The following is a 25,774-nucleotide window of genomic DNA, read 5'->3' on the forward strand; positions in this document are numbered from 1 at the left end:
CGTACGGGCGTCAGACCTGTGCCCGCTCCTCCACGACCTGCACGATCTTCGCGATGGCCTCGTCGAACGGGATGCCGTTCTCCTGCGAGCCGTCGCGGTAGCGGAAGGAGACCGAGCCGTTCGCCATGTCCTCGTCGCCCGCGATGACCATGAAGGGCACCTTCTGCTTCTGGGCGTTGCGGATCTTCTTCTGCATCCGGTCGGACGAGGAGTCGACCTCGACCCGCAGGCCCTTCTTCTTGGCCGCGGCCGCGAACTTCTCCAGGTACTCGACGTGCGCGTCACCGATCGGGATGCCGAGCGCCTGGACGGGGGCCAGCCACGCCGGGAAGGCGCCCGCGTAGTGCTCGAGGAGCACCGCGAAGAACCGCTCGATGGAACCGAACAGCGCGCGGTGGATCATGACCGGGCGCTGCTTGGAGCCGTCCGGCGAGGTGTACTCCAGCTCGAAGCGCTCCGGCAGGTTGAAGTCCAGCTGGATCGTGGACATCTGCCAGGTACGGCCGATCGCGTCCTTGGTCTGGACGGAGATCTTGGGGCCGTAGAAGGCGGCGCCACCGGGGTCGGGAACCAGCGGCAGGCCCTGCTTCTCGGCGACCTGCCGCAGGGTCTCCGTGGCCTCTTCCCAGACCTCGTCCGAGCCGACGAACTTCTCCGGGTCCTTGGTGGACAGCTCCAGGTAGAAGTCGGTCAGGCCGTAGTCGCGCAGCAGGCCGAGGACGAAGGTGAGCGTCTTGTCGAGCTCCTCCGACATCTGCTCACGGGTGCAGTAGATGTGCGCGTCGTCCTGCGTGAAGCCACGCGCACGCGTGAGGCCGTGCACGACGCCCGACTTCTCGTACCGGTACACGGTCCCGAACTCGAACAGGCGCAGCGGCAGTTCGCGGTACGACCGCCCGCGCGCGTCGAAGATCAGGTTGTGCATCGGGCAGTTCATGGGCTTCAGGTAGTAGTCCACGCCCTCGTCGAGCTGCATGGGCGGGTACATGCCGTCGGCGTACCAGTCCAGGTGCCCGGACTGCTCGAAGAGCTTCCCCTTCGTCGCGTGCGGGGTGTAGACGAACTCGTAGCCCTCCTCCTCGTGACGGCGGCGCGAGTAGTCCTCCATCACCCGGCGGATGATGCCGCCCTTGGGGTGGAAGACCGCGAGGCCGGAGCCGATCTGCTCCGGGATGGAGAACAGGTCGAGCTCGCTGCCCAGCTTGCGGTGGTCGCGCTTCTCGGCCTCGGCGAGGAAGTCGAGGTGCGCCTTCAGCTCGTCCTTGGTGGGCCAGGCGGTGCCGTAGATGCGCTGGAGCATCGGGTTCTTCTCGCTGCCGCGCCAGTAGGCGGCCGCGTTGCGCATCAGCTTGAACGCCGGGATCGCACGGGTCGACGGCAGGTGGGGACCGCGGCAGAGGTCCTTCCAGCACAGGTCGCCGGTCTTGGCGTCGAGGTTGTCGTAGATCGTCAGCTCACCGGAGCCGACCTCGACGTCCGCTCCGTCGTCCGAGGAGGCCGAGCCCTTGAGGCCGATCAGTTCGAGCTTGTACGGCTCGTCGGAGAGCTCCTCGCGGGCCGCCTCGTCGGTCACCACACGGCGGGAGAACTTCTGCCCCCGCTTCTGGATCTCCTGCATCTTCTTCTCGATGGCCTTGAGATCCTCGGGGGTGAACGGCTTCTCGACGTCGAAGTCGTAGTAGAAGCCGTCCTTGACCGGCGGGCCGATGCCCAGCTTGGCCTCCGGGAAGAGCTCCTGGACGGCCTGCGCCATCACGTGCGCGGTGGAGTGGCGCAGGATGTTGAGACCGTCCTCGGAGGAGATCTCGACGCCCTCGACGGTCTCGCCGTCGCGCAGCTCGTACGCGAGGTCCCTGAGCTCGCCTCCCACGCGCGCGGCGACGATCGAGCGCTCGCCGGCGAAGAGCTCGGCGGCCGTAGTGCCCGTCGTCACCACGCGCTCTTCCCGCTCGGAATCGCGTTGGATGATCACACGGACGTCTGACACCGGTCTCTCCTGACTGAAGGTGGATGCGGCGCCATACCGGGAGCGCGCGCAATAGGGGATCGTACCGACCCGGCACCCACCTCCGCGAAATCAGTCCCGGTCTCAGTCCCCTCCGCAGGCCTCCTCGAAGAAGTCGAGATTCTCCTGGAGGGACTTCATCAGCCGGTCCCGCTCGGCCTCGTCGACCTGCACGGGCACGACGTCCGTGGCTCCCGTGAGCCTGCGGAAGCCGCCGCGGCTCTCCAGCCTGCCGTGCACCCGGACCGGCAGCCCGACGAGATGGGCGTGCCCGGCGATGCGGTACGCCTCCTCGTCCAGGCTCAGCCGGACGTGCGGTATCTCGGCGCCGGCCAGTACCCGCAGCCGTACCGACCCGTCGCCGCGCGGCCCCGACCTGCGCATCCGTACCACCGTGCCGGTGATCCGCACGGCGACGGAGGGCTCCTCGCGCAGGAAGCGGGCCCCGGCCTCGCGCAGCACGGGCAGGTCGCCGGGCGAGAACTCGACGGCCTCGCCGGACGCCGCGCACCCTTCGGGGACCCCGGCCGCGGGCGCCCACTCGACGGCGACACGGGCGCCCTCCGTGCCGCGGACGAGGGCGATCAGCGCCTCGGTGAGCTCCCGGCTGACGCCCGCCTCCACGGCCCCGTCGAAGGCGTCCATGCCGCCGGTGGCCCGCTGGTAGTCGATGGCCTCGCGGGCGGCGCACAGGGCCTGGTGGAGGCGGACGGCGAGGGGGCGGCCGGTGCCGACGGGCACGAAGGCGGTGAGCCGGCGGCCACCGGCGGCGGAGCCGACCAGGACGCTGTCGAGGGAGGCGGCGGCCGTACGGCGGTAGCGGGCGCCGTAGTAGCCGGCCCGGGCGCGGGTGGCGAGCGCGCCGGCGAGCAGGGTCTGGCGGGCGGCGGCGCGCAGTTGCTCCTCGACGGTCCATGCCGTGGCGTCGGCGGGGCCGGTCGGGACGTCCCGCCACCAGCGGATCTCGTCGCTGGGCACGGCGAGGCCGACGAGCACCTCGCGCGCGGAGGGCGTGCCGCTGCGGGACAGGGCTACGAGTGCCTCCCCGAGGAGGTCCTCGCTGTCGGGGAAGGCGCGGCTCTCGGGCACGAGCAGGCTGGTTCCGCCGCCGGGACCGGGCGGGGTCCAGCGGCCGTAGCGACCGGGGGCGCCGCCGCGCCGCTGCCAGCCGTGCCGGTGCAGCAGGGCGCTGAGGACGGCGGGGTCGACCTCGTCGGGGGTCGGCGGGCGGTCCCAGTGGGCCTCGGGGTGGGGGCGTACCGCGCGCAGTGGCTCCTGAAGCGGGCGGTGGGTCATGGTCTGCCTCCCGTCCCGACCCGCGTCATGATCTCGCACAGGGCCCGGTCGTCGAAGATGCGGTTGGTGGGGATCCGCACGGTGGTCCGGGTCCGGCCGGTGACGGGGTGGCCGGCCAGGTTGACCCAGTAGCAGCAGTGCCGGAGGTCCAGGCGGTCGTGGCCGGCGCGCAGCCAGTCGTCCTGGGCCCTCGGCACGAGCATCACGACCAGGATCTTGTGCACCGACACCGGGGTGCGGGCGAGTTTGCGCAGGTGGTCGTTGTCGAGCGTGAAGGAGAAGAAGCGGCCCGCCGGGTTGGGGGCCACCTGGTAGGTGCACTTGAGCTGCACCTTGATGGTGACCTCGTCGTCGACGGTGTGTCCGGGCGAGCCGTGGCTGACGTGCCAGTCGATGCCGTTGTCCGGGAAGGGCTGCGACAAGGAGCAGCCGGCCGCCGCCGCGACGGCGTGCAGATAGCCCACCTGCAGTGTCTCCATGCAGGCGGTGGTGGCGAGCGTGCCGCGAAGGGGGCCCGTGCGTCCGGGCAGCAGCCCGCCCCGCTCGGGCTGCGCTATCGCCATGACCAACAGCCTTCCGAACCAGGTGATTCCCTGTGACGGGCCGCTGAACTGCGCAGACCCGTACTTGTGTTGTGTCCTTCCGGCGTAGTGCGCAAACAGCCCGGGTATCACCAAACAGGCAGAAGACGGGACGTCAGCTGCCGGGCTTGACGGAGGAGTTGGGTAGGCATGACGTGCTGGTACGAGGGGCCCCTCGCGGCCTTCGACACGGAGACCACGGGCGTCGACGTGGAGAGCGACCGGATCGTGTCGGCCGCCGTCGTCGTCCAGGACGCGCCGGGCAGTCGGCCCCGGGTGACCCGTTGGCTGGTCAACCCCGGTGTGCCGGTGCCCGAGGCGGCGACGGCGGTGCACGGTCTGACGGACGAACACCTGCAGCGCAACGGCCGCTGGCCGGCGCCGGTGATGTACGAGATAGCGGAGGCTTTGGCCGAACAGGCGGCGGCGAACCGGCCGTTGGTCGTGATGAACGCACCCTTCGACCTGACGCTGCTGGACCGCGAGCTGCGCCGGCACCGCGCCTCGTCGCTGGACCGCTGGTTGCAGGCCTCGACGCTGCGGGTCCTGGATCCGCGGGTCCTGGACAGGCACCTCGACCGCTACCGCAAGGGCCGCCGCACCCTGACGGATCTGTGCGCGCACTACGAGGTGCCGCTGGAGGGCGCCCACGACGCGGCCGCGGACGCGCTGGCCGCACTGGACGTCGTACGGTCGCTCGGGCGCCGTTTCGCGGCCCGGCTGGAGCGCCTGTCCCCCGCCGAGCTGCACACCTTGCAGGCGACCTGGCACGCGGCGCAGGCCCGTGGGCTGCAGGCGTGGTTCGCGCGCAGCGGTACCTACGAGATCGTGGACACCTCGTGGCCGCTGCGGCCGGACCTGCCGGCGGCGGCATGAAAAGAGCCGGTCCGCTGCTGCGGACCGGCTTTTCCCGGTGGGCGATACTGGGTTCGAACCAGTGACCTCTTCGGTGTGAACGAAGCGCTCTCCCACTGAGCTAATCGCCCGGGAACGCACTGAACAATACAGGTCCCCGCGGCCTTCCTTCAAACCGCTTCCAAGTAGGCGACCAGCCCCCGCCGTCCGGCATGCATCATCCAGCGGTGGTTGGCCAGGAAGACCGGCCGTCCGGGCACCGCGAAGCGCCTCAGCAGCGGTTTGCGCACCTCGGTGACCTGGTCGTAGTGGGCGAGGCTGCCGTCGCCGTCGGGGGTGATCGTCCAGCGCGCCCAGCCGTCCAGGTCACCGTCCATGGCGATCTCCAGCACCCCGGCCGCCGGGTCGCGCCGCACCTCGCGGGCGGTGAAGACCAGGTCGTACGGCAGCACCGCGCGGATCGTGATCACACCGCTGGTGTCGTCCAGCCGCCGCACCTCGCGCACCTGGGGCCACCAGCGCGGGTACTCCTCGGCACGCTCCAGCACGTCGTAGACGACGGCGGGCTTCGCGGGCAGGGACCACAGGCTGCGGAAGCGGTATCGGGTCCAGTCCATGGGGAGAGTCTGGCATCGGATACGAGTACGTTCTGAGTACGTGTACTCATGTCGTGCCGCGTGACCCAGCCCACACTTCAGGGCATGACGCACATCCCGCCCCCGGCCGAGGAGCTGCGGCTCATCGACGCCGAGCTGTGGCAACTGGACACCCGCCGCAGTCAGTTGCTGGCCCGCCGGGCCTGGTTGGTCGCCGCACTCCAGCCGCAGTGGCAGGCGCCGCAGCCGACCGGCCCGAGGCCCTCCGCATCCCCGCGCCCCGAGGCGAGCGCACCGAGCGTGCAGAACGCGCTCCTGGTCCTCGGCGGTGTCCTGCTCACCGTCGCGGCGATGGTGTTCACCCTGGTCAGCTGGGGTCACCTGGGGATCGCCGGCCGGTCCCTGGTGCTCGGCGCGGTCACGGCGGCCGTGCTCGCCGCGCCGCTCCCGCTGCTGAAGCGCGGGCTGCGCTCGACGGCCGAGTCGGTGGCCGGCCTGGGCCTGGCACTGACGGTCCTGGACGCGGTCGCGCTGCACGGGGCCGTGTTCACCGAGGCCCCCGGGGCGCCGTACACCGCGGTCGCCTCGGCCCTGCTCACGGGGCTCTGGGCGGCCTACGGCCTCCTGCCGCACGCCTCCGAGCTGCGCCTGCCGCGCCCGGCCGCCCTGGTCGCGGCCCAACTCCCGCTGTTCTTCTGGGCGGTGGCCGCGGACGCGGGGTCGTTCGGCATCACGGCCGCGCTCCTGGTGACGGCCGCGTCCGACACGGTCGTGGCGCTCCGGACGACGTCCAGGTCCCTCCGCGTGGTCGCCGCGAGCGGCGCGTACGGCGTGGGCGCCTCGGGCGTACTGGCCGCCGGCTGGCTGACCTGGACAGCCTCCGGCCCGAGCGCCGCCGCCCGTGCGGCGGCGCTCCTTCTCCTGGCGAGCGCGATCGCGCTGACCGCCGGGTGGCGGAGTGGTCGTGAGGCGACCCGCGCGCCCGGCGAGGAGCAGTCCCGCGGTCTCGCCCTCACCGCCGGCCTGCTCGCGGTGGCCGCCCTCGGCGGGGTGGCCCGGTCCGCGCTGCCCGGGGTGTGGACGGTTCCGGTCCATCTGGCCCTCGGCATCGCCCTGTTGGCGGCGCTGCGGTCGGCCCGGCTGCCGGAGACGGTACGGCGGGGTCTGCTGTGGGCGTCCGGTGCGGTACAGGCACTGTCCCTGCTGTGGACGCTGCCCGTCGTCGGCGTGGTCGTGCTGGGGCCGCTCTCCTGGGCCTCGCAGGCGTGGACCGGCACCCCGCCGGACTCCCGCGCCGCGGTGACGTCCCACCTGACCTGGCCGCCGTACTCCGGGACGGTTCCGCTGGTCCTGGCGGTCCTGGCGGGCGTCCTCGCTCTGGCCGTGCGCGACACGACCTGGCGCCCGAGGGCACTGACCGCCGCCCTCGGCCTGGCCTGGGCCACGTTCCTCACCGTCCCGGCAGTACTGGAACTCCCCTACGCCGTCGGCCTGTTGGTTCAGGGAGCGGCGACCGCGGGGGTCCTGGCGTCGGCCGTCCTGCTGTCCAGGCCCGTCGCTCTCGTCCCGGCGCTCGTGGCCTCCGTGAGCCTCGCCTTCCTCTCCCTCGCCACCCGGCCGGCGACCCTCACCACGCTGTGCGCCCTGGTCGTGCTGTTCGCTGTGGCCTCCTGGCGTGCCGCGCCCGTCACGGCGCCCGCCGCCCTCGGGTACGCCGCCGCCCTCGCCTGCGCGACGGGCGCCGCCGCGGACTGGTCGGCCCCGCACACCGCCCTGCTCGTCCTGACGGTCCCCGCGGCCGCGGCCCTACTGGCCTGGCGGCTCACCGACTCCCCCGAGCGAGCCTGCCGATCGAGCTGGCCGGAGCCACGACCGCGCTCCTGGCGGTCGCCCTGGCCGTCACCGACCTGCCGATGTTCGCCCTGGTCCTGGCCCTGTGCGCGGTGATCATCGCGGGCACGGCCGTCCGCGAGGACCGCCGTGGCCTCGGCTACCCGGCCGCCGCCCTGTTCCTGCTGGCGACCTGGGTCCGCCTGGTGGCCTGGGACGTGGGGACGGTCGAGGCGTACACCCTCCCGGCCGCCGTCCCGGCCCTGCTGGTCGGAGCCCTGCGCCGGCGCCACGCCCCCGGGACGTCGTCCTGGACGGCCTACGCTCCGGGTCTCACCGCCGCCCTGGTGCCCAGCCTCATGGCGGCCTGGGACGACCCGCACTGGACCCGTCCCCTGCTCCTGGGCCTGGCCGCCCTCCTGGTCACCCTGCTGGGCGCCCGCCACCACCTCCAGGCACCCCTGCTGCTGGGCGGCGCGGTCCTGACCCTGGACGCCCTGCACGAACTGGCCCCGTACCTCGTCCAGGTCACGGACGCCCTCCCCCGCTGGGTACCCCCGGCTCTGGCCGGCCTGCTCCTGCTCGCGCTCGGGGCGACGTACGAGCGACGCCTGAGGGACGCCCGAAGGATGCGGGACTTCCTGGGCAGCCTGCGCTGACCCCACCCAGGGGCGCGGGGAACTGCGCGACCGGCCACGACGGACGCGCGGTTCCCCACCACCTCAACCCCTACGAAGGCATCTTGTCCCCGAGCAACGCCAGGTTCTCGATGGCGGCAAGCCCGTACAGCGCGGTGTCGTTGGTCGACACCCAGGCCGCCTCACTGCCCGCCACCAACGCGACCGGCCCGCTCAACGCCTCCGTCTTCCAGGGCGCCGACTCCTTGTACCCGTCGGAGTTGTAGAACTTGTCCCACGCGCGAGCGGCGAGCTTCGCGTCCCCGGTCTGCACGGCCGCGTACGCGTCGAGCCGCGAGTGCCCCTGGAACAGCAGCAGCGTCCCGAAGTTGGACCCGTAGCGGGCCGCCTGCTCGGCCTTGGTGGCGTTGAAGTAGCGGCAGTAGTCGAAGTACGCCTCGTTGAACTTCGGCATGTCGACGAGGTCGATGAGCTCGGCGCACAGCTCGTTGAGACCGAACACGGCGGACAGGTGCGAGACCCCGACGACCGGCGTCGCGGCCACCGCGAACCTGCCCGTGTCGAGGTCGTACAGGCCGCTGCCCTGCACGAAGCCGTTGGGCTGTGCGGCGATGCCCTCCATCGTCGACAGGACGCGCGCCTTGGCCTTCTCCCACTTGGGCCCCTTGCGCTCCCACTCGGTCAGCCAGGCCGAGACCAGCCCGCTCCAGTCCGTGCCGAAGCCGACCGACAGGGCGTGCCGGTCGGGCGTGTACGGGTCGGTGCGCACCTTGCGCAGCGGGTCGAGCACGAGGAAGGTCTCGTCGGAGTCGACGTTGGCGTGCATGAGGTCGCCGACGCGCTCGTCCGCGGTGAGGAAGTAGTAGTAGCGGCGGTACGTCGTGTTGGCGATCCGCTGCTGCTTCGCGCTGTCGGCGTAGTGCTGCACACCGTGCCGGGTGCCGAGCCCGGCCCACTTGCCGAGGTGGTAGACGTCGACCTCGCCGGTGTGCCGGGTCATGGACTCGGCGAACCGGAAGATGTCCGCGCGACCCGACCTGAGGTACGCGAACCACAGCCAGAGGTCCGGCGAGAGCTCGGAGTTGTCCCAGGCGTAGCCGCCGATGTCGTACCGCCACTGGTGCCGGACGGTGTCGTAGGTGTGCATGATGTCGCCGTGGTCCCAGAAGCCGTACCAGCGGCGCTGCTCCACCTGGTCCTTGTAGTAGGTGAAGAGGAAGTCGAGGTGGTCCTCGATCTTCGCCTTGGCCGGGGTGGACCGGTCGGGCTCGGAGTAGAGGCCCGGCCCGAACACCTTCGCCTTGATGAGCTGCCTGGGCGGGGCGGCGAGCTGCGGCAGCACCCGTACGGCCTCGACCTGTTGGGCCAGGGCTTCCGGGGACGGCGTCGACTCGTTGGCCCAGAACAGCAGTTCCGAGGTGCGGGCGATGCCGTAGGGCGTGCCGAACTCGGGCTCGTAGTCCTCGTAGGTGATGTTGAGGCCCTCGAGCTGTTCGGCGAAGGTGTCCTGGCCCATGCCGTCGTGGTAGAAGCGCAGGTCCATGGGCTGGGCCTCGGGCGACCAGAGCCAGAGGGTGACCTCGGCCTCGTCCGTCTGGGCGTCGCGGATGTCGAGCTGGGAGGGGTGCCGCTCCCAGAAGTCCCGCAGCCCGAAGGAGAATCCGCCGCTCGCGCCACCGACGTAACCGAAGCCGGAGGCCCGCCGACCGCCGCCGGCACCGATCCAGCCGTGGCCCTTCTTGGTGCGCTTGCGCACGGTGAAGCCGTCGGCGGAGAGCTGGGAGAGGGTGTAGTCGCCCCACTCGGGGATGTACTGGAGCCGGGTGGTGACCCGCTGGTCCCAGGTGGACGGGTCGGGCAGCTTCTTGCCCGCGTACTGGGCCTCCTGCACGGCGATGCCGGGGTCGCGGCGCAGTCCGGTGATGCCCTTGACGGCCTCCCGCAGCAGGCCGGTGCCCTCGCCGCCGATGCGGATGTGGCGGTCGTAGGACTGGTCGCGCATCGGCACGTCGAAGCGGACGCCGAGGCCGCGGATGAAGTCGCCGCTCGCCTTGCCGGGTTCCTGGGTGCCGTCGTAGGTGATGGTGTGCACCATGCGGAAGGAGTCGGCGCCCGCGTAGAAGTAGAGGCGGATCGAGAACGGCAGCCAACTCCGGTCGCCCTTGCGGTGCTTGCCGTCGATCCTGACGACCGCGCGGACCGGGCCCGACTGCTCGACGGTGACCGCGGAGACGGCTCCCTCGAAACGCTCGGTCTTCACCGTGCCCTGGTCCTCGTCCTCGATCTCGGGCTGGCGGATCAGCACGAGCCGCCCGTTCCTGGCGATCTCCGTCGACCCGCGGGTGACCGACTTGACGAGGGTGGCGCCGGATCTGCCGATCTTCACGGTGATGACACCGGTGGAGACCGTGATGGCGCCGCCGCCCTGGTCGACGGTGACCTTCTTGTCGGGCACGGCGGCGTCTCCGGCGCTCAGCGAGAGCTTGCCGTTGCCCGAACTGACCGCGTGGGCGGTCCACTTGAGCGAGCCGTCGGGCCAGTAGGCGATCGGCCAGGACTGGACGGGCACGGCCTTGCCGTCGGCGTCCCGGACCGCGAACTTCTGGCCCTCCTGGAAGACGCCCTTGGGCCAGGGGACACCGACGGTGGAACCGGGCGCGGCACCGAGACCGCCGTCCTCCAGCCAGTCCAGGGTCACGGGCGAGTCGTCGGCCTCGGCGGCTCCGGGCGCGGCCTGCACGTCCTTGGCTCCCAGCGCCCAGCTGAACTGGGCGGCGGCACCGGCGACGGCGGCCGCCTTGAGAATGGATCTGCGGGGGATGGGGGACATGGCCATTCCTTCCATGGAACAGTCTGGTCAGGGGCATGACGGGGAGAGGTGCGACGCGGAGGCGCCGACCCCGTGATGACAAGGGCACCGCTCGTCAGCGGCGCCGGTAGCGCTCCTCCACGGCCACGGCCGCCGCCGCGACGGCCCCGAGGACCGGGACCGCCAGCGGTGCGACGAACCCCGCGGACAGGGCGACGACGGCCAGGCCCGCGACGATCAGGAAGGACCCGGCGGGATCGCGCAGGGTCCGGCGTACGGCGTCCGCGAGCAGCGCGCGCCAGGAGGTGCCCGGCGCCCAGACCGCCGCCGCCCGCAGTCCGGCCACCGCGAGAGCGATCAGCGCGAACAGTCCGACGGCCCCGACCAGCGGGCCGCCGGGGATCCCGGCCCGCGCGGCCTGGACGTCCACCCACACCGCGGCCGCCGCGGCCCACCCGGCCACCCCGACGAGCCACCCGCGGCGCACGGCCGTACGGAAGTCCGCGACGAACTCCCGCAGGCCGCCGCCCTCGTGGCCGGTACGCCGACGCACATGCCGGGCGCCGGCGGCGAAGGCCGCGGGGTAGGTGACCACGCCGAGGCAGGCCACGGCGATCCACACACCGGTGAGCAGGGACTCGGCGAAGAGCGCGAAACGCTCACCGCCGAACACGGACGCCTTACGGGCCTTCACACGTGCTTGCGCCACGCTGACCGCCTCACTTCAGTCCGGAGGTCGCCATACCGTCGATCAGATACCGCTGGAAGGCCATGAAGAAGGCGATGACCGGCACCAGCGCCACCAGCGACATCGCGATCATGCTGCCGTAGTTGGAGATGCCCTCCTGGTCGCGGAACATCATCAGGCCGAGCGAGACGGTGTACTTGGAGGGAGTGTTGAGGTAGATCAACGGCCCCATGAAGTCGTTCCACGCGTTGATGAAGGTGAAGATCGCGCTGGTGATGAGGGCGGGACGGCACAGCGGCAGCACGATCGACCAGTAGGTCCTCAGGTGCCCGCAGCCGTCGAGCTTGGCGGCCTCGTCCAGCTCGCGCGGCAGCCCGCGCATGAACTGCACCATCAGGAAGACGAAGAACGCCTCCGTCGCCAGGAACTTGCCGGCCACGAGCGGCACCAGCGTGTCCACGAGTTCCAGCTTGCGGAACATCACGTACTGCGGGATGAGCAGCACGTGGTACGGCAGCAGCAGGGTGCCGATCATCAGCGTGAACAGCAGGTTCCGCCCGGCAAAGCGGATCTTGGCGAAGGCGTACGCGGTCAGGGAGCTGGAGAGCACCACGCCGGCCACGGCGAGACCCGCGTAGGTCAGCGAGTTCAGGAAGAAGCTGCTGATGGAGATGCCGGAGATGCCGTCGGCGAGGCCGGAGAAGTTCGCCCAGACCGGCTTGGCGGGCAGCAGGTCGATGCTGGCGATGATGTCCTTGCTCGGCTTGAACGAGGCGCCGAGGACCCAGATCACCGGGTACAGGATGACCGCGAGGATGACGAGCGCGCCGAGATGCCAGGCGATCGATCCGAAGCGCCGCCGCTCGTTCGCGGTGCGCACGACCGGGCTGGTCACGGTGGTCACTTGGCGGCCTCCTCGTAGTGCACCCACTTCTTCTGCGACCAGAACAGGACCGCCGTGACCAGCGCCACCGCCACCACCAGCGACCAGGCCATCGCGGCGGCGAAGCCCATCTGGGCCTCCTTGAAGCCCTTCTGGTAGAGGTAGCAGGTGTAGACGAGGGTGGCGTCCGCGGGCCCGCACCGGGTGTCGGAGACGACGTAGGCGGAGCCGAACACCTGGAACGCGTGGATCGACTCCAGCAGCACGTTGAAGAACAGCACCGGGGAGATCATCGGCAGCGTGATGTTCCAGAACCTGCGCAAGGGGCCGGCCCCGTCCACCTCGGCGGCCTCGTACAGCTCCCGGGGGACCTGCTTGAGACCGGCCAGGAAGATCACCATCGGCGCCCCGAACTGCCAGATGCTCAGGGCCACCAGGGAGTAGAGGACGTAGTCCGGGTTGCCGATCCAGCCGCCCACGTCGACGCCGAAGATCTTCTGCGTACGGTCCACGATCGCGTCGTCCGAGAACAGCGCCCTCCACACGAAGCCGACGGAGACGCTGGCGCCGATGAGGGAGGGCATGTAGAACGCGGCCCGGTACAGCCCCTGTCCGCGCCGGCTCTGCGCGAGCAGCAGCGCGACCCCGAGCGCGAGCAGCAGCTTCAGCGGGGTGGCCACGACGACGTACTTGAGCGTGACCTCCACCGACTTCTGCCAGCGCGGGTCCTGGAACATCGTCGTGAAGTTGTCGAAGCCCACCCACTCGGGCGGGGTGAACAGGTTGTACCGGGTGAACGCGTAGTACAGCGACGCGATCATCGGCCCCGCCGTGAGCAGCAGGAATCCCGCGATCCACGGCGACATGAAGAGATAGCCGGCGAGGTTCTCGCGGCGCCGCCCGCGCCGCCCGGCGGCGGGAGCGGCGGGCCGCTTCCCGGCCGGGCGCACGGGCGCTTCCTTGACGAGCGTCATGGTGGTACGTCCCCTCAGCCCGCGAACGCGGCCTTGGCCTCGCTGAACAGCGACTTGGCGGCATCGGCCGGCTTGGACTTGCCCTGGGCGACCTCACCGCCGAGGCGCAGGAACGCCGCCTCGATGACATCGGCGCCGGACGGGTGCGGGGTGATCTTCCCGAGCACCCCGGCCTTGGCTACCTCGTCCTCGTAGGCCGCGACACCCTTGTTGTTGGGATCGGTGGGCTTGAACGCGTCGTACTGCTCGGTGGTGGCGAGGATGCCGCGGTCGTAGCCCATGATCGCGCCGACCTCGGGGTCGTGGACCATGAAGGAGATGAACTGGGCGGCCTCCTTGGGGTGCTTGGTCTCGGAGAAGGCGCTCAGCATCAGCGAACCGAGGTACTGGCCGGTGTTCTTTCCGTCCGTGGTGGGGATCGGCGCGAGCCCGTAGTCCGACTCGCCCTCGCCCTCGTAGCGGATGGAGAAGTTGTCCCAGGTGAACTCGGACGCGGCGAGGCCCGCCGAGAGACCGGACTTGGGCTTGACCTGCTCGATCTTCTTCGGGTCGGCGACGAGCCCGGACTTGACGCGCTTGTAGCCGTCCGTCCACCACTGCGTCAGATCGTCCTCGGTGAAGCCGAGATCGGAGTCGGTGAAGAAGGCCTTTCCGTTCTGACGCAGATACAGGTCGTAGAGGTACATGATGCTGAAGTAACCGGTGTCACCGGCGATCTTCAGCTTGTCCTGGATCGTCTGGAGCGCGGCGAAGTACTCGTCCCAGGTCCAGCCGAACTTCGCCTCGACGCCCGCCTTCTTGAAGGCCTTGAGGTCGATGACGAGCGACATGGTGTTGGCGCCGACCGGAACGGCTATCTGCTTGCCGTCGACCTGACCGTTCGCCAGAACGCCGTTGCGGAAGTTGTCGAGGCTCAGATTCCCGGCGTCCGCCTGCTGCTTGAGATCCAGCAGAACACCGCGCTTGTCGTACTTGCGCAGGAAACCGACCGCATTCTGGAAAACGTCCGGCGGATTACCGCCGGAGGCCTGGGTCTGGAACTTCTCCCAGAACGCCTCGTAGTCGGTGAATTCGGGCTTGATCTTGATCTTCGGGTACTTCTTCTCGAAGAGCGCGATCGTCTTCTTGATGGCGATGGTGCGCGGCTCGCCACCCCACCAGGCGTAACGCAGCGTCACGGTTCCGTCTCCGGAACTGCCGCTGTCACCACCGCACCCCGTCGTCGCGGCCAGCCCCAGCGTCGCCGCTGTAGCCCCGGCCGCCTTCAGGATCGTTCGCCTCTCGACATTCCTGTTGGTTCCCACAGTCGGGCCCCTCCCCGCAGCGTCGCCGCCTGCATGAATCGTTTCAAGTAAGCGCTTGCTGGCACAAGTTACGGAGGCCCCGGAGGTGCGTCAATGATTCGGACAGGAATTTATTGAGAGTGTGGTGAGGAAGCGAAGCGCCTCCAACCGGCGCACGCCACCGGGGAGCTGACGACGCCCCAGGTGAGAGGCGCGGGATCGACCGACCGAACACCCCGCAGACCGCCGTACGGAATCGGGGGGCGGCCGAAAAAGGACGGCGGCGGTGCGGGCCACTGCGGGCGGTCGCACAAGCGGAGCCGGCCACCCTCTGACCGCGCATTGGTACGCGCACACGCCGACGGCCCGTCCGCGATCTCGCGGGCGGGCCGTCGGTCCGGGTGGGCGATACTGGGTTCGAACCAGTGACCTCTTCGGTGTGAACGAAGCGCTCTCCCACTGAGCTAATCGCCCGGACGCAGGAAGAACATTACCCCATGTCAGGGGGTGCACGTGACCAGCGGTGACAGCCCCGGCACCCCCGCGCGGCTCACTGGTCCTTGATGTTCCAGGGCATCTCGAAACCGAACTTCCACAGGTAGACCCCGAGGATCACGCCGATGATCACCAGGCCGATCGAGGTCAGGATGATGTTGCGCCGGCGCACCTTGGGGTCGAGGGCGCGCTGGGCCGCCTCGGTCACCTTGCGCTTGGTCCAGCGGAGCACGAGCTGGGCCCAGACGAACTCGGTCGCCCAGATCGCCATACCGCCGAAGATCACGACCCAGCCGGGGCCCGGCAGCGGCAGCATGATGATGCCGGCGACCACCACCGCGAGGCCGATCACGAAGACCAGGACCTGCCAGCTCAGGTGCAGCAGCCGCCGCGACCTGATGAATTCCGGCGCCCTGGAACCGAGCCCCTGCTCGTCGTGCGCCTCGTCCGACTTGTTGCCGGTCTGCTCGTCCGCCACGGCGACCTCGCGCGGCTCGTCACTCCCCGTATTCATACAGCCGAACCCTACCGGAGAGAAACCGGTCACCGGAATGGTCGTACCGTCCCAAGGGACCCTCGGCCGGAAGAGTTACGTAAAGGCACGCAAAACACTCAGAGGGGTTTACAACGGCACCGTAGGTGGCATGTCGATTTCGCCGACGTGCGAATCCCCGAGCGCACACTGAGCGAAAGGCCCTGGCGCTTATGAACACCACGGTCAGCTGCGAGCTGCACCTGCGCCTCGTTGTGTCGAGCGAGTCCTCCCTGCCTGTCCCCGCAGGCCTGCGGTACGACACGGCCGACCCCTACGCCGTGCACGCCACCTTCCACACCGGAGCCGAGGAGACCGTCGAGTGGGTGTTCGCCCGCGACCTCCTCGCGGAGGGCCTCCACCGGCCCACCGGAACCGGCGACGTCCGAGTCTGGCCGTCGCGCAGCCACGGTCAGGGCGTCGTCTGCATCGCCCTGAGCTCTCCTGAAGGCGAGGCACTGCTCGAGGCCCCGGCGCGGGCCCTGGAGTCGTTCCTGAAGCGGACGGACGCCGCCGTGCCCCCGGGCACGGAGCATCGCCACTTCGATCTGGATCAGGAGCTCTCGCACATCCTGGCGGAAAGCTAGGGCGAGGGCGCACGGAGCCGCCCGGCGCCGTCCACTCGGGGAGACGGCTCGGGCAGGTACAACCGCATAGGGAACGACAGGCGCCGTGGCTGCGGAGCGCTCCGCAGCCACGGCGCCTGTCGTGCGGCCCGGCACCGGATCCCGGCGAGCCGTTACCATCGGCCAGCATCGGCGGGCGTCCGCCCGACCCCCAGGCCAGGGAGCGAATCGTGCTGATCACCCACGACACCCGGTGCGCCCTCGACACCGTGGTCGATCTGGTGAACACCGCACCGGAGGACGACGCGTCCGCGGACGCGCTGCCGGATGTCGCGGCGCTCGCGGAATTCGTACGAAACCACGAGATCAGCGATGTCGGGGTGCTCTCGGAGTTCGACCTGTCGGCCGTGCGCAAGATCCGCGGCCGGTTCGCCTCGGTGTTCGCCGCCGAGGACGCCCGGGCCGCCGCCACCCTCATCAACGAGCTGGTCGCCGCCGCGGGCACCACCCCCCGGCTCACGGACCACGACGGCTACGACTGGCATGTGCACTACTTCGCGCCGGGCGCCTCCGTCGCCGACCATCTGGCGGCCGACTGCGGGATGGCGCTGGCGTTCTTCGTGGTGGCCGGGGAGCAAGAGCGGCTGCGGCGCTGCGAGGCGCCCGACTGCCGACGGGCCTTCGTGGACCTGTCCCGCAACCGCTCGCGACGCTACTGCGACAGCCGGACCTGCGGGAACCGTCTGCATGTGGCCGCGTACCGGGCGCGGCGCAAGGAGGCGGCGGGCTGAGGTCCGGGCCGGCCCCCACCGGCCGCCGGTCGACTGACTCGCCGTCGTGGCTGGTCGCGCAGTTCCCCGCGCCCCCAAGACGCCGGGCGGGCGTGCTGAACCGTGCGGTCGCGTGCCGCTGAGGCTCAGCCTGTCGCGCTGGAAGGCCGGGCGGTGACGCGGAGGCGCAGGCTGTCGCGTGCCGGAGGCTGGGCGGTGGTGATCAGGCTCGGGGGTGGTTGCGGGGGCGCGCAGGTGGTGGAGCTGCAGGGCGGTCGGTGGTGATCAAGGCCGCGGACAGTCGCCGAGGCGCGGGCGCCGGAGCACAGACCGGGCGTCGGGGAGCAGACCCACGGACCGTGACCGAAGCGCGGGCGCCGGAGCGCAGGCCGGGTCGGGGGCGGGCTTCGCCCATGCCGTGTGGGGAGCAGGCCCGTGTGTCTGGCTGCCGAGGCGCGGGCGGCGGAGCGCAGGTCGGGTGGGCGGTGGTGAGCAGGCGCCCAGGCGCGGGCGCCGGAGTGCAGATCGGGTTGGAGGCGGGCTTCGCCCATGCCGTGTGGGGAGCGGGCCCGTGTGTCTGGCTGCCGAGGCGCGGGCGGCGGAGGCGCAGGTCGGGTGGGCGGGGGTGAGCAGGCCACGGGCAGTCGGCCAGGCGCAGGCGATGGAGTGCAGGTCGGCAGGTGGTTGTGCAGGACCGCGTGTTTGGACGCTGCGGCGCGGGCGGCGGAGCGCAGGTCGGGTGGTGCTGCGGTGGTCGGGGAGACGCGTGTCGCTGTGCTGGGAGCCGGTTCGGGGTGGCCGGGGTCCGGCAGGGGTGTCGACGTGGTCCCCGGCGGGTGGCGCCGGGGACCCACGGGTACGGCTCAGAGCAGCAGCAGGTCGTGCAGCGCAGCCATGAGCAGCAGACACCCGATCACCGCAAGGAAGATCATCAGCGGTGGCTGGGAAAGGGCGAAGAGGCATCCACGCGGCTCGTCCTGAGGCGGCGCGGTATCGCTCTGTTTGGTGTCCAGCATCTCGCGGCGATGATGGCGCAGTCCGCACCCCCGGCGCGATCAACACGCCCGGAATGAGCGGGAGTTCGCCGGATTCCGTGATGTCCGTTTCGACTCGTGATCACTTACGGACCTGCATGGCTCCCCCTGCGAACGTTTCAGTTCGCCGCACGACCGTCATATGCCGTGCTTCTTGAGGATGGCCTCGATGTCGCTGAAGTCGTCCGCGGCGGACTCGGTGGTCCTGGACTTGCCCGCGGGGCGAGTCGCCGGGGTGCGCGCGGCGGGGCCGAGGAAGGGTGCCGAGGCCGCGGGAGCCACCGCGTCCTGCCCGGCGTCGCGGGCCGCCCTGCGCTCCTTGCGGGTGCCGCCGCGGCGGCGCTCCACCATGCGTGAGGTCGAGAAGAGCACCCACGACAGACCGAGCACACCGAAGCCTGCCCAGGCGGTCGGGCTGAAGGCGGTGTCCGCGAGCCAGTCGACGACACCGGTCATGACCAGACCGAGCGGGACGAGGGAGTAGGCGGCGATCCGCGTGGCGGCGAGGAAACGCTTCCGGTACGCGCTGACCGCGGCGATGCCCAGGCCGGCCGCGGCGACGGCGGAACAGACGGTCTCGGCAATCATCCGGTCCTCCAGGCAGGGCTCGATCGGCAACGTGCCGCTTCATCCCTATCCATCCTGCACCTGGAGACCCCGACCGGGCCATGCTCCGGCAGGACATCAGGGACATCTCCGGGTCACCTCCTCCGCAGGTGCCGGTCGGGCGTACCTATGCGGCGGACGGACGCGGTCGGGCAACGGCGGGGGCGGTTCGTCCGGGTGGGCGCGAGCTGGGAGACTGGGCCCATGAGCGACCCCTCCCCCGTTCGTCCGGCCGCGCCCGTCCTCGAGGTCTGGTGCGATCTGCAGTGCCCGGACTGCCGTGACGCGCTGGACGACGTCCGGGCCCTGCGGGCCCGCTACGGCGACCGTCTGGACCTGCGGCTGCGGCACTTCCCGTTGGAGAAGAACAAGCACGCCTTCGCCGCCGCGCAGGCCGCCGAGGAGGCCCTGGAGCAGGGCAGGGGCTGGGAGTACGTCGAGGCCGTCCTGGGGCGCGTCGAGGAGCTGGGCCGCAAGGGAGAGCCCTTCCTGGTCGAGACGGCCCGCGAACTGGGGCTCGACGCCGAGGAGTTCGACACCGCGCTGATCGACGGCCGGCACATCCTGATCGTGGACGCCGACCAGGCCGAGGGCAAGGCGATCGGGGTGAGCGGGACGCCGACGTACGTCATCGACGGCGAGCGGCTCGACGGCGGCAAGTCCCAGGCGGGGCTGCGCGAGCGGATCGAGGAGATCGCGGACCGGCTCCTCGCGGGGCAGGAGTGAGCCGGCCTCAGAGCAGGCTCTTGTACATCGAGTAACCCACCGTCACATATCCCAGCGACTCGTACAGCCGCTCGGCCGGTGTGTTGCCCGCGAAGACGTTGAGGCTCAGGAGCCGTCTGCCGGAGGCGATGGTCTGGGCCTCGGCCAGCAGCATCAGCGACCTGCCGTGCCCGCGGCCGCGGAAGGCCTCCTCGGTCTCGACGTCGTAGACGGAGGCCTTGTCGCCGATGAACTCCAGCCACAGGATCCCGACCCGGACGCCGTCGTGCTCCAGCACGCTGTACAGCGCGTCCTCCGTCGCCGGACCGCGCTCCGTCACGTGCTCGTTGTCCTCCTTCGACCTCGCCCACGCCAAGGCCTCGGGCACCCCTCGCTCGCTCCAGTCCCGGGTGTACTCCGCGACGGCGCGCTCCGCCCATTCCTCGAACTCGGCCTGCGTCATGGGCCTGCCGCGACTGCCCGCGGGCAGTCCGGGCGCGGTGGCGCCGAGCCGCTTCTCCATGCCGCGGTTGCGGTGGACGTAGCCGAGCACGGTGGCGAGTCGCAGCGCGGGCTCGGCGTCGGCCGGGACCCTGATCTCCAACTGCCCGCAGCCCCAGCCCCGCGCCACCTCCTCGGCGGCGAGCGCGGCGACCGTGCCCCGGCCGCGCCTGCGGTCCGGCTCGTCGATCCGCAGGTCCCGGATCTGGGCGACGGCCGGTCCGAAGGACGGGTGGGTCGCGAGGTGTATCGCTCCGACGGGACGGCTGTTCACGCACACGGTGAAGTGGCGGGACAGCGCCCCGTCGGCGCCGCGCTGGAGCGGCTCGGTCGGCCGCAGGGTGGTGGTCATCACCGGAGTTCTACCCGCTGCCGCGCGCCGGAGCAGCCGAATATCCCGGGCTTCTACGGGTCGAGGTCGTCCCCGGCCCGCTCCTCGAAGATCCGCATGGCCTTGGCGGTCACCGGGCCGGGCGCGCCGGGCAGTTCGCGCGCGTCGACGCGGTGGACGGCCTGGACGTCCCGCAGGGTCGAGGTGAGGAAGATCTCGTCGGCCCGCTCCAGGACGTCCAGCGGCAGGTCGGTCTCCTTGGCCCCGGTCCATTCGACGGTCAACGCGCGCGTGATGCCCGCGAGGCAGCCGGAGGCGAGCGGCGGGGTGTGGATCTCGCCGTCGAGGACGACGAAGACGTTCGAGCCGGTGCCCTCGCACAGCTGCCCGACCGTGTTCGCGAACAGCGCCTCCGAGGCGCCGTCCGCACGCGCGCGTGCGAGTGCGACGACGTTCTCGGCGTACGAGGTGGTCTTGAGCCCGGTGAGGGCGCCCCGCTCGTTCCGGGTCCACGGGACGGTGATCACGGCCGTGGAGTCCGGCCGCGGGGCGGACTCGCCGAGGGCGACCACCAGGGTCGGCCCGTGCTCGCCCCGGTCGGAACCGAGGGGACCGTGGCCGCCGGTGTAGGTGATGCGCAGCCGCCCGAGCGGCATCGGGTTCGCCTCCAGTACGGCGGCGCAGGCGCGGCGGACCTCGTCGTGGTCGGGGTCGGGGTCGGGCAGTCCGAGGCCCCGTGCCGACAGCGTGAGCCGGTCGAGATGCCGGGTGAGGGCGAAGGGACGGCCGTCCACCGCCTTCACGGTCTCGAAGATGCCGTCGCCCACGGTCAGTCCGTGGTCGAAGACGGAGACGCGGGCGGTCTCGATGTCCTGGAGCCCGCCGTCGAGCCAGATCTTCACGTAAGGGTCCCTCCACTCACCTCGTACGTCCCCGACGCTACCGCGAGCAGCCGGGACGCCTTCAGCTCGGTCTCCCGCCACTCCCCCTCGGGGTCGGACCCCCAGGTGATGCCGGCGCCGGTGCCGAAGCGCAGCACTCCCTCGGCGCGGTCGATCCAGAAGGTGCGGATGCCGACGGCCAGCTCCCCGGTACCCCGGTCGGCGTCGACCCAGCCGACGCCTCCGCAGTAGGGCCCACGGGGCGCGGTCTCCAGGGCGTCGATGATCCGCAGGGCGCTGGACTTGGGCGCGCCGGTGACCGAGCCGGGCGGGAAGGCGGCGCCGAACAGCTCGGCCCAGCCGGCACCCTCGCGCAGCTCTCCCCGCACGGTCGACACGAGATGGACGAGACCGGGGTGCTTCTCCACCGCGCACAGATCGGGAACGGTGACAGTGCCCGTGGCGCACACCCGGCCCAGGTCGTTGCGGACCAGGTCGACGATCATCACGTTCTCGGCGTAGTCCTTGGCCAGCAGGTCGTCCTCGGTCCGCCCGGTCCCCTTGATCGGCCCCGACTCCACGACCCGGCCCGTCCTGCGCAGGAACAGTTCGGGGGAGGCGGTGGCGATCTCGACCCCGTGTCCGGGCAGCCGGATCGTTCCTGCGTACGGCGCCGGGTTGCCGCGGGCCAGCAGCGCGGTCAGCGCGTCCACGTCGGCGCCGGGCGCCAGGGGCGCGCTCAGGACCCGGCAGAGGTTGGCCTGGTAGACCTCGCCGGCGGCGATGTGCGCGCGGATCCGCCGGACGCCCTCCATGTACGCCCCGCGATCCAGCGATGACGTCCAGTCACCGGCAGCCGGTCCCCGCCAGGCGCCCGGCACCGGGGCGGGCACCGGCTCATGGCGTACGTCGGCGAAGCGGGCGCAGGTCACACCGCCCTCGAAGTCGGCGGCGACGGCCCAGAAGCCGGTGGAGTCCAGGGCGGCGGGGTCGCTGGTGACATCGAGGAGGCCGGTGGCGACGCGGTCGCCGAAACGGGTGAGAGGAGCGAGGTCGAGCACGTGGTCGAGTCTATGGCGGGTGTCCCGCAGGTGACCTGGCCATGTCCTTCAGGCCGCCCTGACCACGGACGTCGACATGCGCACCGCAGCACGCTGCGCAAACGCGTTTTTGTACTGGCCCCGGAATCCGCTAGAGTTCAACTCGTCGCCGGGCCGCGAGAGCGGAACGAAACGACAAGCGGACGTAGCTCAGTTGGTAGAGCGCAACCTTGCCAAGGTTGAGGTCGCGAGTTCGAGCCTCGTCGTCCGCTCGATGGAACCAGGGGATCTTCCCGAGCCCCTGCACTCCTGGTGGAGTGGCCGAGAGGCGAGGCAACGGCCTGCAAAGCCGTCTACACGGGTTCAAATCCCGTCTCCACCTCCAAGGACGATTAGCTCAGCGGGAGAGCGCTTCCCTGACACGGAAGAGGTCACTGGTTCAATCCCAGTATCGTCCACTGGATCTTCGACAGATCATCGAAGGTCTGACCCGCGCGATTAGCTCAGCGGGAGAGCGCTTCCCTGACACGGAAGAGGTCACTGGTTCAATCCCAGTATCGCGCACGCAGCACACAAGATCACGATCGTGGTCCCCGCGCGATTAGCTCAGCGGGAGAGCGCTTCCCTGACACGGAAGAGGTCACTGGTTCAATCCCAGTATCGCGCACACACCGAAGCCCCCGGCCCTGCGGCCGGGGGCTTCCTCGTTCTCTCCGTCAGCTGGAGAACAGCATGTGGCCGAAGCCGCGGTTGCGGTGGTGACCGCCGTGGCCGCCGTAGTGACCGCCGTGCTGCGGGGCGCCCCAGGCCGGTGCGCCGGGCGCGGCGGGGTACTGCGGAGCGGCCGGCGGCGGGGGAACCATGGGGCCGCCGCCGTACTGGCCCTCCAGCCGGGTCAGCGCCTCCAGCTCGCCGTAGTCGAGAAAGATCCCGCGGCAGCCGCTGCACTGCTCGATCTGGACACCGTTGCGGTTGTACGTGTGCATCGGGGCGTGACACTTCGGACACTGCATCGTCGGCTCAACTCCTCGCCGGTTGATCCTGCTTAGCGTTACGCCAGGACAGACTCTGTCCGGCTCTGGTCGGTTGCACCCTACTTCGCGAAACCGTCCGCCAACTCCGGCGGGGTGGCACCCATTCGGTCACAGGCGTCGACGACCGCCTGCTCCACGTCGTCCAGCGGCCGGTCCGCGTCGATGGCCTTGGCGAGCGCCCGGGCCGCGGTCTGCGCGGTGAGAGCGCGGGCGGGCACGTCCAGGGCGGGCCACGGGTCGCCGTCGGCGGGGACCGCGGGTCCGCCGGCCGCGCGGTAGGCGCCGAGGAAACGGGACCAGTCCTCGGGCGACAGCAGGCCGCAGGCGAACCAGGCGGCGGGGCGGGCGAGGTCCCAGGCGGGCTCCCCCACTCCGAGGTCGTCCACGTCGATGAGGCGCCAGGGGCCGTCAGGGGTGGGGTGACGCACGAGCTGACCGAGGTGGAGGTCGCCGTGGCAGAGGGTCGAGGTGTCGGACATGGGGGCCTCGGCGCGGGCCCAGGCCGGGAGGCTGGTCCACGCGCGGAGTACGGGGACGACGGCCGGGTGCGGTCTGTCCCGGCTTGCCCGGAGCAGGCGGGCGACGGCCAGGGCGGCCTTGACCGGACCCCGCATGGGGGGCAGCCCGGGTGGGGCGGGGGTGCGGTGGAGGTGGGCGAGCAGGGTGGCGGCCTGTTCCCAGGGGGCGGCGTCGGGGTCCTCCGGGTCCACGGGTTCGCCGTACGGCCAGAAGGTGACGAGCCTGCCGTGCAGGTCGACGTGCGTCGCGTGGAGCGGGGGCAGGAAGATGCCGGGGAGGTGGGCGGCCGTGGTGAGGCGGGGGGTCAGGTCGGCGGGGGTGGTGCCGGGGGCGTGGGCCTTGGCGACGGTGTCCTCGTGCCGTACGACGGTGGCGTCGGGGCGGTCGGCGAGGGTGGCCGCGCCGCAGGGGCACGCCGTGGGCTGCCGAAGGTGAGCCTCTCTTCTCGCTCTGAGTTTGAGCTCGGTGAGGAGGGGGTGGGGGGTCACGGGGCTCCCTGGGCGGCGGGTGGTCTGCTCGCGAGCGTATCCGCTGCGCTGGGCTTGGGCGGGGCGCCTGCGGGGGTGCCGGGTTCGGTTGTGGGGCGGGTGCGGGTGCGTCGTGGCTGGTCGCGCAGTTCCCCGCGCCCCTGGGGAGGTTCAGTCACCGGGGCCGCGACGGACCGGTCGTCTCCTCAGCCGCCGGTTGTGGGGCGGGTGCGGGTGCGTCGTGGCTGGTCGCGCAGTTCCCCACGCCCCTGGGGAGGTGCAGTCACCGGCGCCGCGACGGACCGGTCGTCTCCTGAGCCGCCGGTTGTGGGGCGGGTGCGGGTCCGTCGTGGCTGGTCGCGCAGTTCCCCACGCCCCTGGGGAGGTGCAGTCACCGGCGCCGCGACGGACCGGTCGTCTCCTGAGCCGCCGGTTGTGGGGCGGGTGCGGGTGCGTCGTGGCTGGTCGCGCAGTTCCCCGCGCCCCTGGGGAGGTGCAGTCACCGGGGCCGCGACGGACCGGTCGTCTCCTCAGCCGCCGGTTTGTGGGGCGGGTGCGGGTGCGTCGTGGCTGGTCGCGCAGTTCCCCGCGCCCCCGGGGTGGGGGCAGTCGCCCGCGCTACGACGGGCCGTTGGCCGGACGGCGCGCCACGACGGGCGGCTGGCCGCGTACGGCGGGAAGGGGACGGGGTGGGGGGTGTCCGCCCGCAGCGGCCGGCGTCCGTCACAGGGCACTGCTCAAGGAGCCGAGCCGCCGGACCGAGGACGGATACCCCCCACCCCGGCACCGACCCACCCACCGGACCGCATGCGCTACGCACGCCCCCACCGAAGCCGTCACGGGCCGCCGCAGGCATTCAGGGGCGCGGGGAACTGCGCACAACGCCCGCCCCCACCCAACCCGCACACGAAGCCGCTCAACCCCCGGAGGGAAAAGCAATGCCGGCGCAGCTCCCCAGCTGCGCCGGCATTTTGCCGTCCGCCGCACCCCCGTCCCCACGGGGTTTCATGGGTTGATGTCCCCGCCCGGACCGCTCTTCCGGGCCTGGGGTCGCCGCTCAGCGCCCCAGCATCAGTCCCACGGACGACGCCTGTGTGGTCACTGTCTCCCAGCCGTCGAAGACGACGAGGAGCAGGACCGCCAGGGGCAGGGCCATGAGCGTCGCCACCAGCGGGTGGCGACGGCCCGTACGGCGGGGCTGGCGTGTGCGGGACAGTGTCCGCGGTGCCGTAAGAGCCATGGTCCCTCTCCTGACCGTTCTGTTGTCGTTGGCAGCGGCGGGTGTCTGACCTCGGGGGACGAGTGCTGCACCCGCCGCTTGACCTCAAATCTAGGCGTCATGAGCTCTCCGCACGTCATGCCCTCGTACCGATTGCCGGGCCTCCCCGAGGATGAGCCATGACCAGCGGAGTACTCCCGTGGGTGGAGACGGGGACCTAGGTCTCCGGGTCTTCCCGGAGGGGTCGCCCGGTCTGCCCCGCTTTCTCCGAGCCGTCCTCGCGCGGCACCGGCTGCTCCACCAGAGCCAGCACCCGGGTCGCCATGAAACGGGCCGTCCGCACCACCGATCCGTTTCGCGTGACTTCGCTCACTTCGACGACTCCTCGTCGCACCGCCGTCTCCACCCGGCGGCCCGCCCTGCTCGCCACCACCTCGTACGTACGCGTCGTGTCCCCTGCGTCCACGACTATCTCCACGCGATCACCCTTCACGGGTTCAATCCCCCTTCTGCGACGGGTGGTTGGGATCACATCCGAACCGAAGTCCGCCCGCCCTCCGGCTCCCTGACCACCCCTCAATTCTCCCACCCGGCACTGACAATCCGACGGGACGAGAGGGCGCGGCCTCTGCGCGC

General features: G+C 71.1%; 23 protein-coding genes, 7 tRNA genes and 1 pseudogene. 10 read left to right on the plus strand and 21 right to left on the minus strand.

Features of this window, described 5'->3' with window-relative positions; genetic code table 11:
- Positions 1-10 precede the first annotated feature (10 nt).
- The 3 genes from thrS to M2163_RS12970 all read right to left on the minus strand — a co-directional run bounded on the left by thrS (position 11) and on the right by M2163_RS12970 (position 3,864).
- On the minus strand, positions 11-1,987 hold the full coding sequence (thrS, locus tag M2163_RS12960; protein WP_280852629.1) for a threonine--tRNA ligase: 1,977 nt from the start codon (positions 1,985-1,987) through the stop codon (positions 11-13).
- 102 nt (positions 1,988-2,089) lie between these two features.
- A complete protein-coding gene (locus M2163_RS12965; protein ID WP_280852628.1) occupies positions 2,090-3,301 on the minus strand; it encodes a hypothetical protein in 1,212 nt (403 codons plus the stop codon).
- Positions 3,298-3,864: a DUF4365 domain-containing protein gene (locus tag M2163_RS12970; RefSeq protein ID WP_280894028.1), complete on the minus strand. Its 567-nt coding sequence runs from the start codon at positions 3,862-3,864 to the stop codon at positions 3,298-3,300. The genes M2163_RS12965 and M2163_RS12970 overlap by 4 nt, the downstream gene beginning before the upstream one ends.
- Before the next feature lie 168 nt (positions 3,865-4,032).
- Here M2163_RS12970 and M2163_RS12975 point away from each other — a divergent pair, with 168 nt between their 5' ends.
- Entirely contained in the window at positions 4,033-4,758 is a 726-nt protein-coding gene (locus M2163_RS12975) for a 3'-5' exonuclease (protein ID WP_280894029.1), read from the plus strand.
- 38 nt (positions 4,759-4,796) lie between these two features.
- Here the strand turns inward: M2163_RS12975 and M2163_RS12980 are convergent.
- Positions 4,797-4,868, minus strand: a tRNA-Val gene (locus tag M2163_RS12980).
- Between the two features lie 39 nt (positions 4,869-4,907).
- Positions 4,908-5,354: an SRPBCC family protein gene (locus tag M2163_RS12985; RefSeq protein WP_280852626.1), complete on the minus strand. Its 447-nt coding sequence runs from the start codon at positions 5,352-5,354 to the stop codon at positions 4,908-4,910.
- A 48-nt stretch (positions 5,355-5,402) separates the two neighbouring features.
- Here M2163_RS12985 and M2163_RS12990 point away from each other — a divergent pair.
- Positions 5,403-7,822, plus strand: a pseudogene (locus M2163_RS12990) (hypothetical protein).
- A gap of 70 nt (positions 7,823-7,892) precedes the next feature.
- Here M2163_RS12990 and M2163_RS12995 read toward each other — a convergent pair.
- The 7 genes from M2163_RS12995 to M2163_RS13025 all read right to left on the minus strand — a co-directional run bounded on the left by M2163_RS12995 (position 7,893) and on the right by M2163_RS13025 (position 15,447).
- On the minus strand, positions 7,893-10,631 hold the full coding sequence (locus tag M2163_RS12995; RefSeq protein ID WP_280894030.1) for a Tat pathway signal sequence domain protein: 2,739 nt from the start codon (positions 10,629-10,631) through the stop codon (positions 7,893-7,895).
- Positions 10,632-10,725: 94 nt separating this feature from the next.
- Positions 10,726-11,319, minus strand: a complete 594-nt coding sequence (locus tag M2163_RS13000; protein ID WP_280894031.1) for a hypothetical protein — start codon at positions 11,317-11,319, stop codon at positions 10,726-10,728.
- 10 nt (positions 11,320-11,329) lie between these two features.
- Positions 11,330-12,202, minus strand: coding sequence for a carbohydrate ABC transporter permease (locus M2163_RS13005; protein WP_280894032.1), 873 nt, complete (start codon positions 12,200-12,202; stop codon positions 11,330-11,332).
- Positions 12,199-13,155: a sugar ABC transporter permease gene (locus tag M2163_RS13010; RefSeq protein WP_280852621.1), complete on the minus strand. Its 957-nt coding sequence runs from the start codon at positions 13,153-13,155 to the stop codon at positions 12,199-12,201. The genes M2163_RS13005 and M2163_RS13010 overlap by 4 nt, the downstream gene beginning before the upstream one ends.
- A gap of 14 nt (positions 13,156-13,169) precedes the next feature.
- Entirely contained in the window at positions 13,170-14,459 is a 1,290-nt protein-coding gene (locus M2163_RS13015; RefSeq protein WP_280894033.1) for an extracellular solute-binding protein, read from the minus strand.
- Positions 14,460-14,840: 381 nt separating this feature from the next.
- Positions 14,841-14,912 (minus strand) — tRNA-Val (locus tag M2163_RS13020).
- A gap of 76 nt (positions 14,913-14,988) precedes the next feature.
- The gene (locus M2163_RS13025) at positions 14,989-15,447 is read right to left on the minus strand and encodes a TIGR02611 family protein (protein WP_280852619.1); all 459 of its coding nucleotides are present in this window, start codon (positions 15,445-15,447) and stop codon (positions 14,989-14,991) included.
- Positions 15,448-15,638: 191 nt separating this feature from the next.
- Here M2163_RS13025 and M2163_RS13030 point away from each other — a divergent pair, with 191 nt between their 5' ends.
- Positions 15,639-16,052 carry an SsgA family sporulation/cell division regulator gene (locus tag M2163_RS13030; RefSeq protein WP_004002642.1) on the plus strand — a complete coding sequence of 138 codons (414 nt, stop codon included), beginning with the start codon at positions 15,639-15,641 and terminating at the stop codon, positions 16,050-16,052.
- Between the two features lie 209 nt (positions 16,053-16,261).
- Positions 16,262-16,822: a CGNR zinc finger domain-containing protein gene (locus M2163_RS13035; protein ID WP_280894034.1), complete on the plus strand. Its 561-nt coding sequence runs from the start codon at positions 16,262-16,264 to the stop codon at positions 16,820-16,822.
- 842 nt (positions 16,823-17,664) lie between these two features.
- Here the strand turns inward: M2163_RS13035 and M2163_RS13040 are convergent.
- Positions 17,665-17,817, minus strand: coding sequence for a hypothetical protein (locus M2163_RS13040; RefSeq protein WP_167348056.1), 153 nt, complete (start codon positions 17,815-17,817; stop codon positions 17,665-17,667).
- Between the two features lie 156 nt (positions 17,818-17,973).
- On the minus strand, positions 17,974-18,423 hold the full coding sequence (locus M2163_RS13045) for a hypothetical protein (protein WP_280894035.1): 450 nt from the start codon (positions 18,421-18,423) through the stop codon (positions 17,974-17,976).
- A 222-nt stretch (positions 18,424-18,645) separates the two neighbouring features.
- Between M2163_RS13045 and M2163_RS13050 the strand changes: the two genes are divergently transcribed.
- A complete protein-coding gene (locus M2163_RS13050) occupies positions 18,646-19,167 on the plus strand; it encodes a DsbA family protein (RefSeq protein ID WP_280894036.1) in 522 nt (173 codons plus the stop codon).
- 7 nt (positions 19,168-19,174) lie between these two features.
- Here M2163_RS13050 and M2163_RS13055 read toward each other — a convergent pair whose 3' ends face one another.
- The 3 genes from M2163_RS13055 to M2163_RS13065 are packed head-to-tail and all read right to left on the minus strand — an operon-like array spanning position 19,175 to position 21,920.
- The gene (locus M2163_RS13055) at positions 19,175-20,002 is read right to left on the minus strand and encodes a GNAT family N-acetyltransferase (RefSeq protein ID WP_280894037.1); all 828 of its coding nucleotides are present in this window, start codon (positions 20,000-20,002) and stop codon (positions 19,175-19,177) included.
- Positions 20,003-20,052: 50 nt separating this feature from the next.
- Entirely contained in the window at positions 20,053-20,880 is an 828-nt protein-coding gene (locus M2163_RS13060; RefSeq protein WP_280894038.1) for an aminodeoxychorismate lyase, read from the minus strand.
- Positions 20,877-21,920 carry a chorismate-binding protein gene (locus M2163_RS13065; protein ID WP_280894039.1) on the minus strand — a complete coding sequence of 348 codons (1,044 nt, stop codon included), beginning with the start codon at positions 21,918-21,920 and terminating at the stop codon, positions 20,877-20,879. The genes M2163_RS13060 and M2163_RS13065 overlap by 4 nt, the downstream gene beginning before the upstream one ends.
- Before the next feature lie 178 nt (positions 21,921-22,098).
- On the opposite strand from M2163_RS13065, the gene M2163_RS13070 reads away from it, so the two are divergent.
- The 5 genes from M2163_RS13070 to M2163_RS13090 all read left to right on the plus strand — a co-directional run bounded on the left by M2163_RS13070 (position 22,099) and on the right by M2163_RS13090 (position 22,566).
- A tRNA-Gly gene (locus M2163_RS13070) sits at positions 22,099-22,171 on the plus strand.
- Between the two features lie 39 nt (positions 22,172-22,210).
- A tRNA-Cys gene (locus tag M2163_RS13075) sits at positions 22,211-22,284 on the plus strand.
- Position 22,285: 1 nt separating this feature from the next.
- Positions 22,286-22,357 (plus strand) — tRNA-Val (locus M2163_RS13080).
- A gap of 34 nt (positions 22,358-22,391) precedes the next feature.
- Positions 22,392-22,463 (plus strand) — tRNA-Val (locus M2163_RS13085).
- 31 nt (positions 22,464-22,494) lie between these two features.
- Positions 22,495-22,566, plus strand: a tRNA-Val gene (locus tag M2163_RS13090).
- Between the two features lie 49 nt (positions 22,567-22,615).
- Here the strand turns inward: M2163_RS13090 and M2163_RS13095 are convergent.
- From M2163_RS13095 to M2163_RS13110, 4 genes are all read right to left on the minus strand, one after another.
- Positions 22,616-22,912: a zf-TFIIB domain-containing protein gene (locus M2163_RS13095; RefSeq protein WP_280852612.1), complete on the minus strand. Its 297-nt coding sequence runs from the start codon at positions 22,910-22,912 to the stop codon at positions 22,616-22,618.
- 80 nt (positions 22,913-22,992) lie between these two features.
- A complete protein-coding gene (locus M2163_RS13100) occupies positions 22,993-23,940 on the minus strand; it encodes an aminoglycoside phosphotransferase family protein (protein ID WP_280852611.1) in 948 nt (315 codons plus the stop codon).
- A gap of 1,036 nt (positions 23,941-24,976) precedes the next feature.
- The gene (locus tag M2163_RS13105; protein ID WP_280852610.1) at positions 24,977-25,159 is read right to left on the minus strand and encodes a hypothetical protein; all 183 of its coding nucleotides are present in this window, start codon (positions 25,157-25,159) and stop codon (positions 24,977-24,979) included.
- Between the two features lie 196 nt (positions 25,160-25,355).
- Complete coding sequence (locus tag M2163_RS13110; RefSeq protein ID WP_057614212.1) at positions 25,356-25,631, minus strand: hypothetical protein; 276 nt, start codon at positions 25,629-25,631, stop codon at positions 25,356-25,358.
- Positions 25,632-25,774 lie beyond the last annotated feature (143 nt).

It is taken from the genome of Streptomyces sp. SAI-135, assembly GCF_029893805.1.
Lineage (GTDB): Bacteria > Actinomycetota > Actinomycetes > Streptomycetales > Streptomycetaceae > Streptomyces.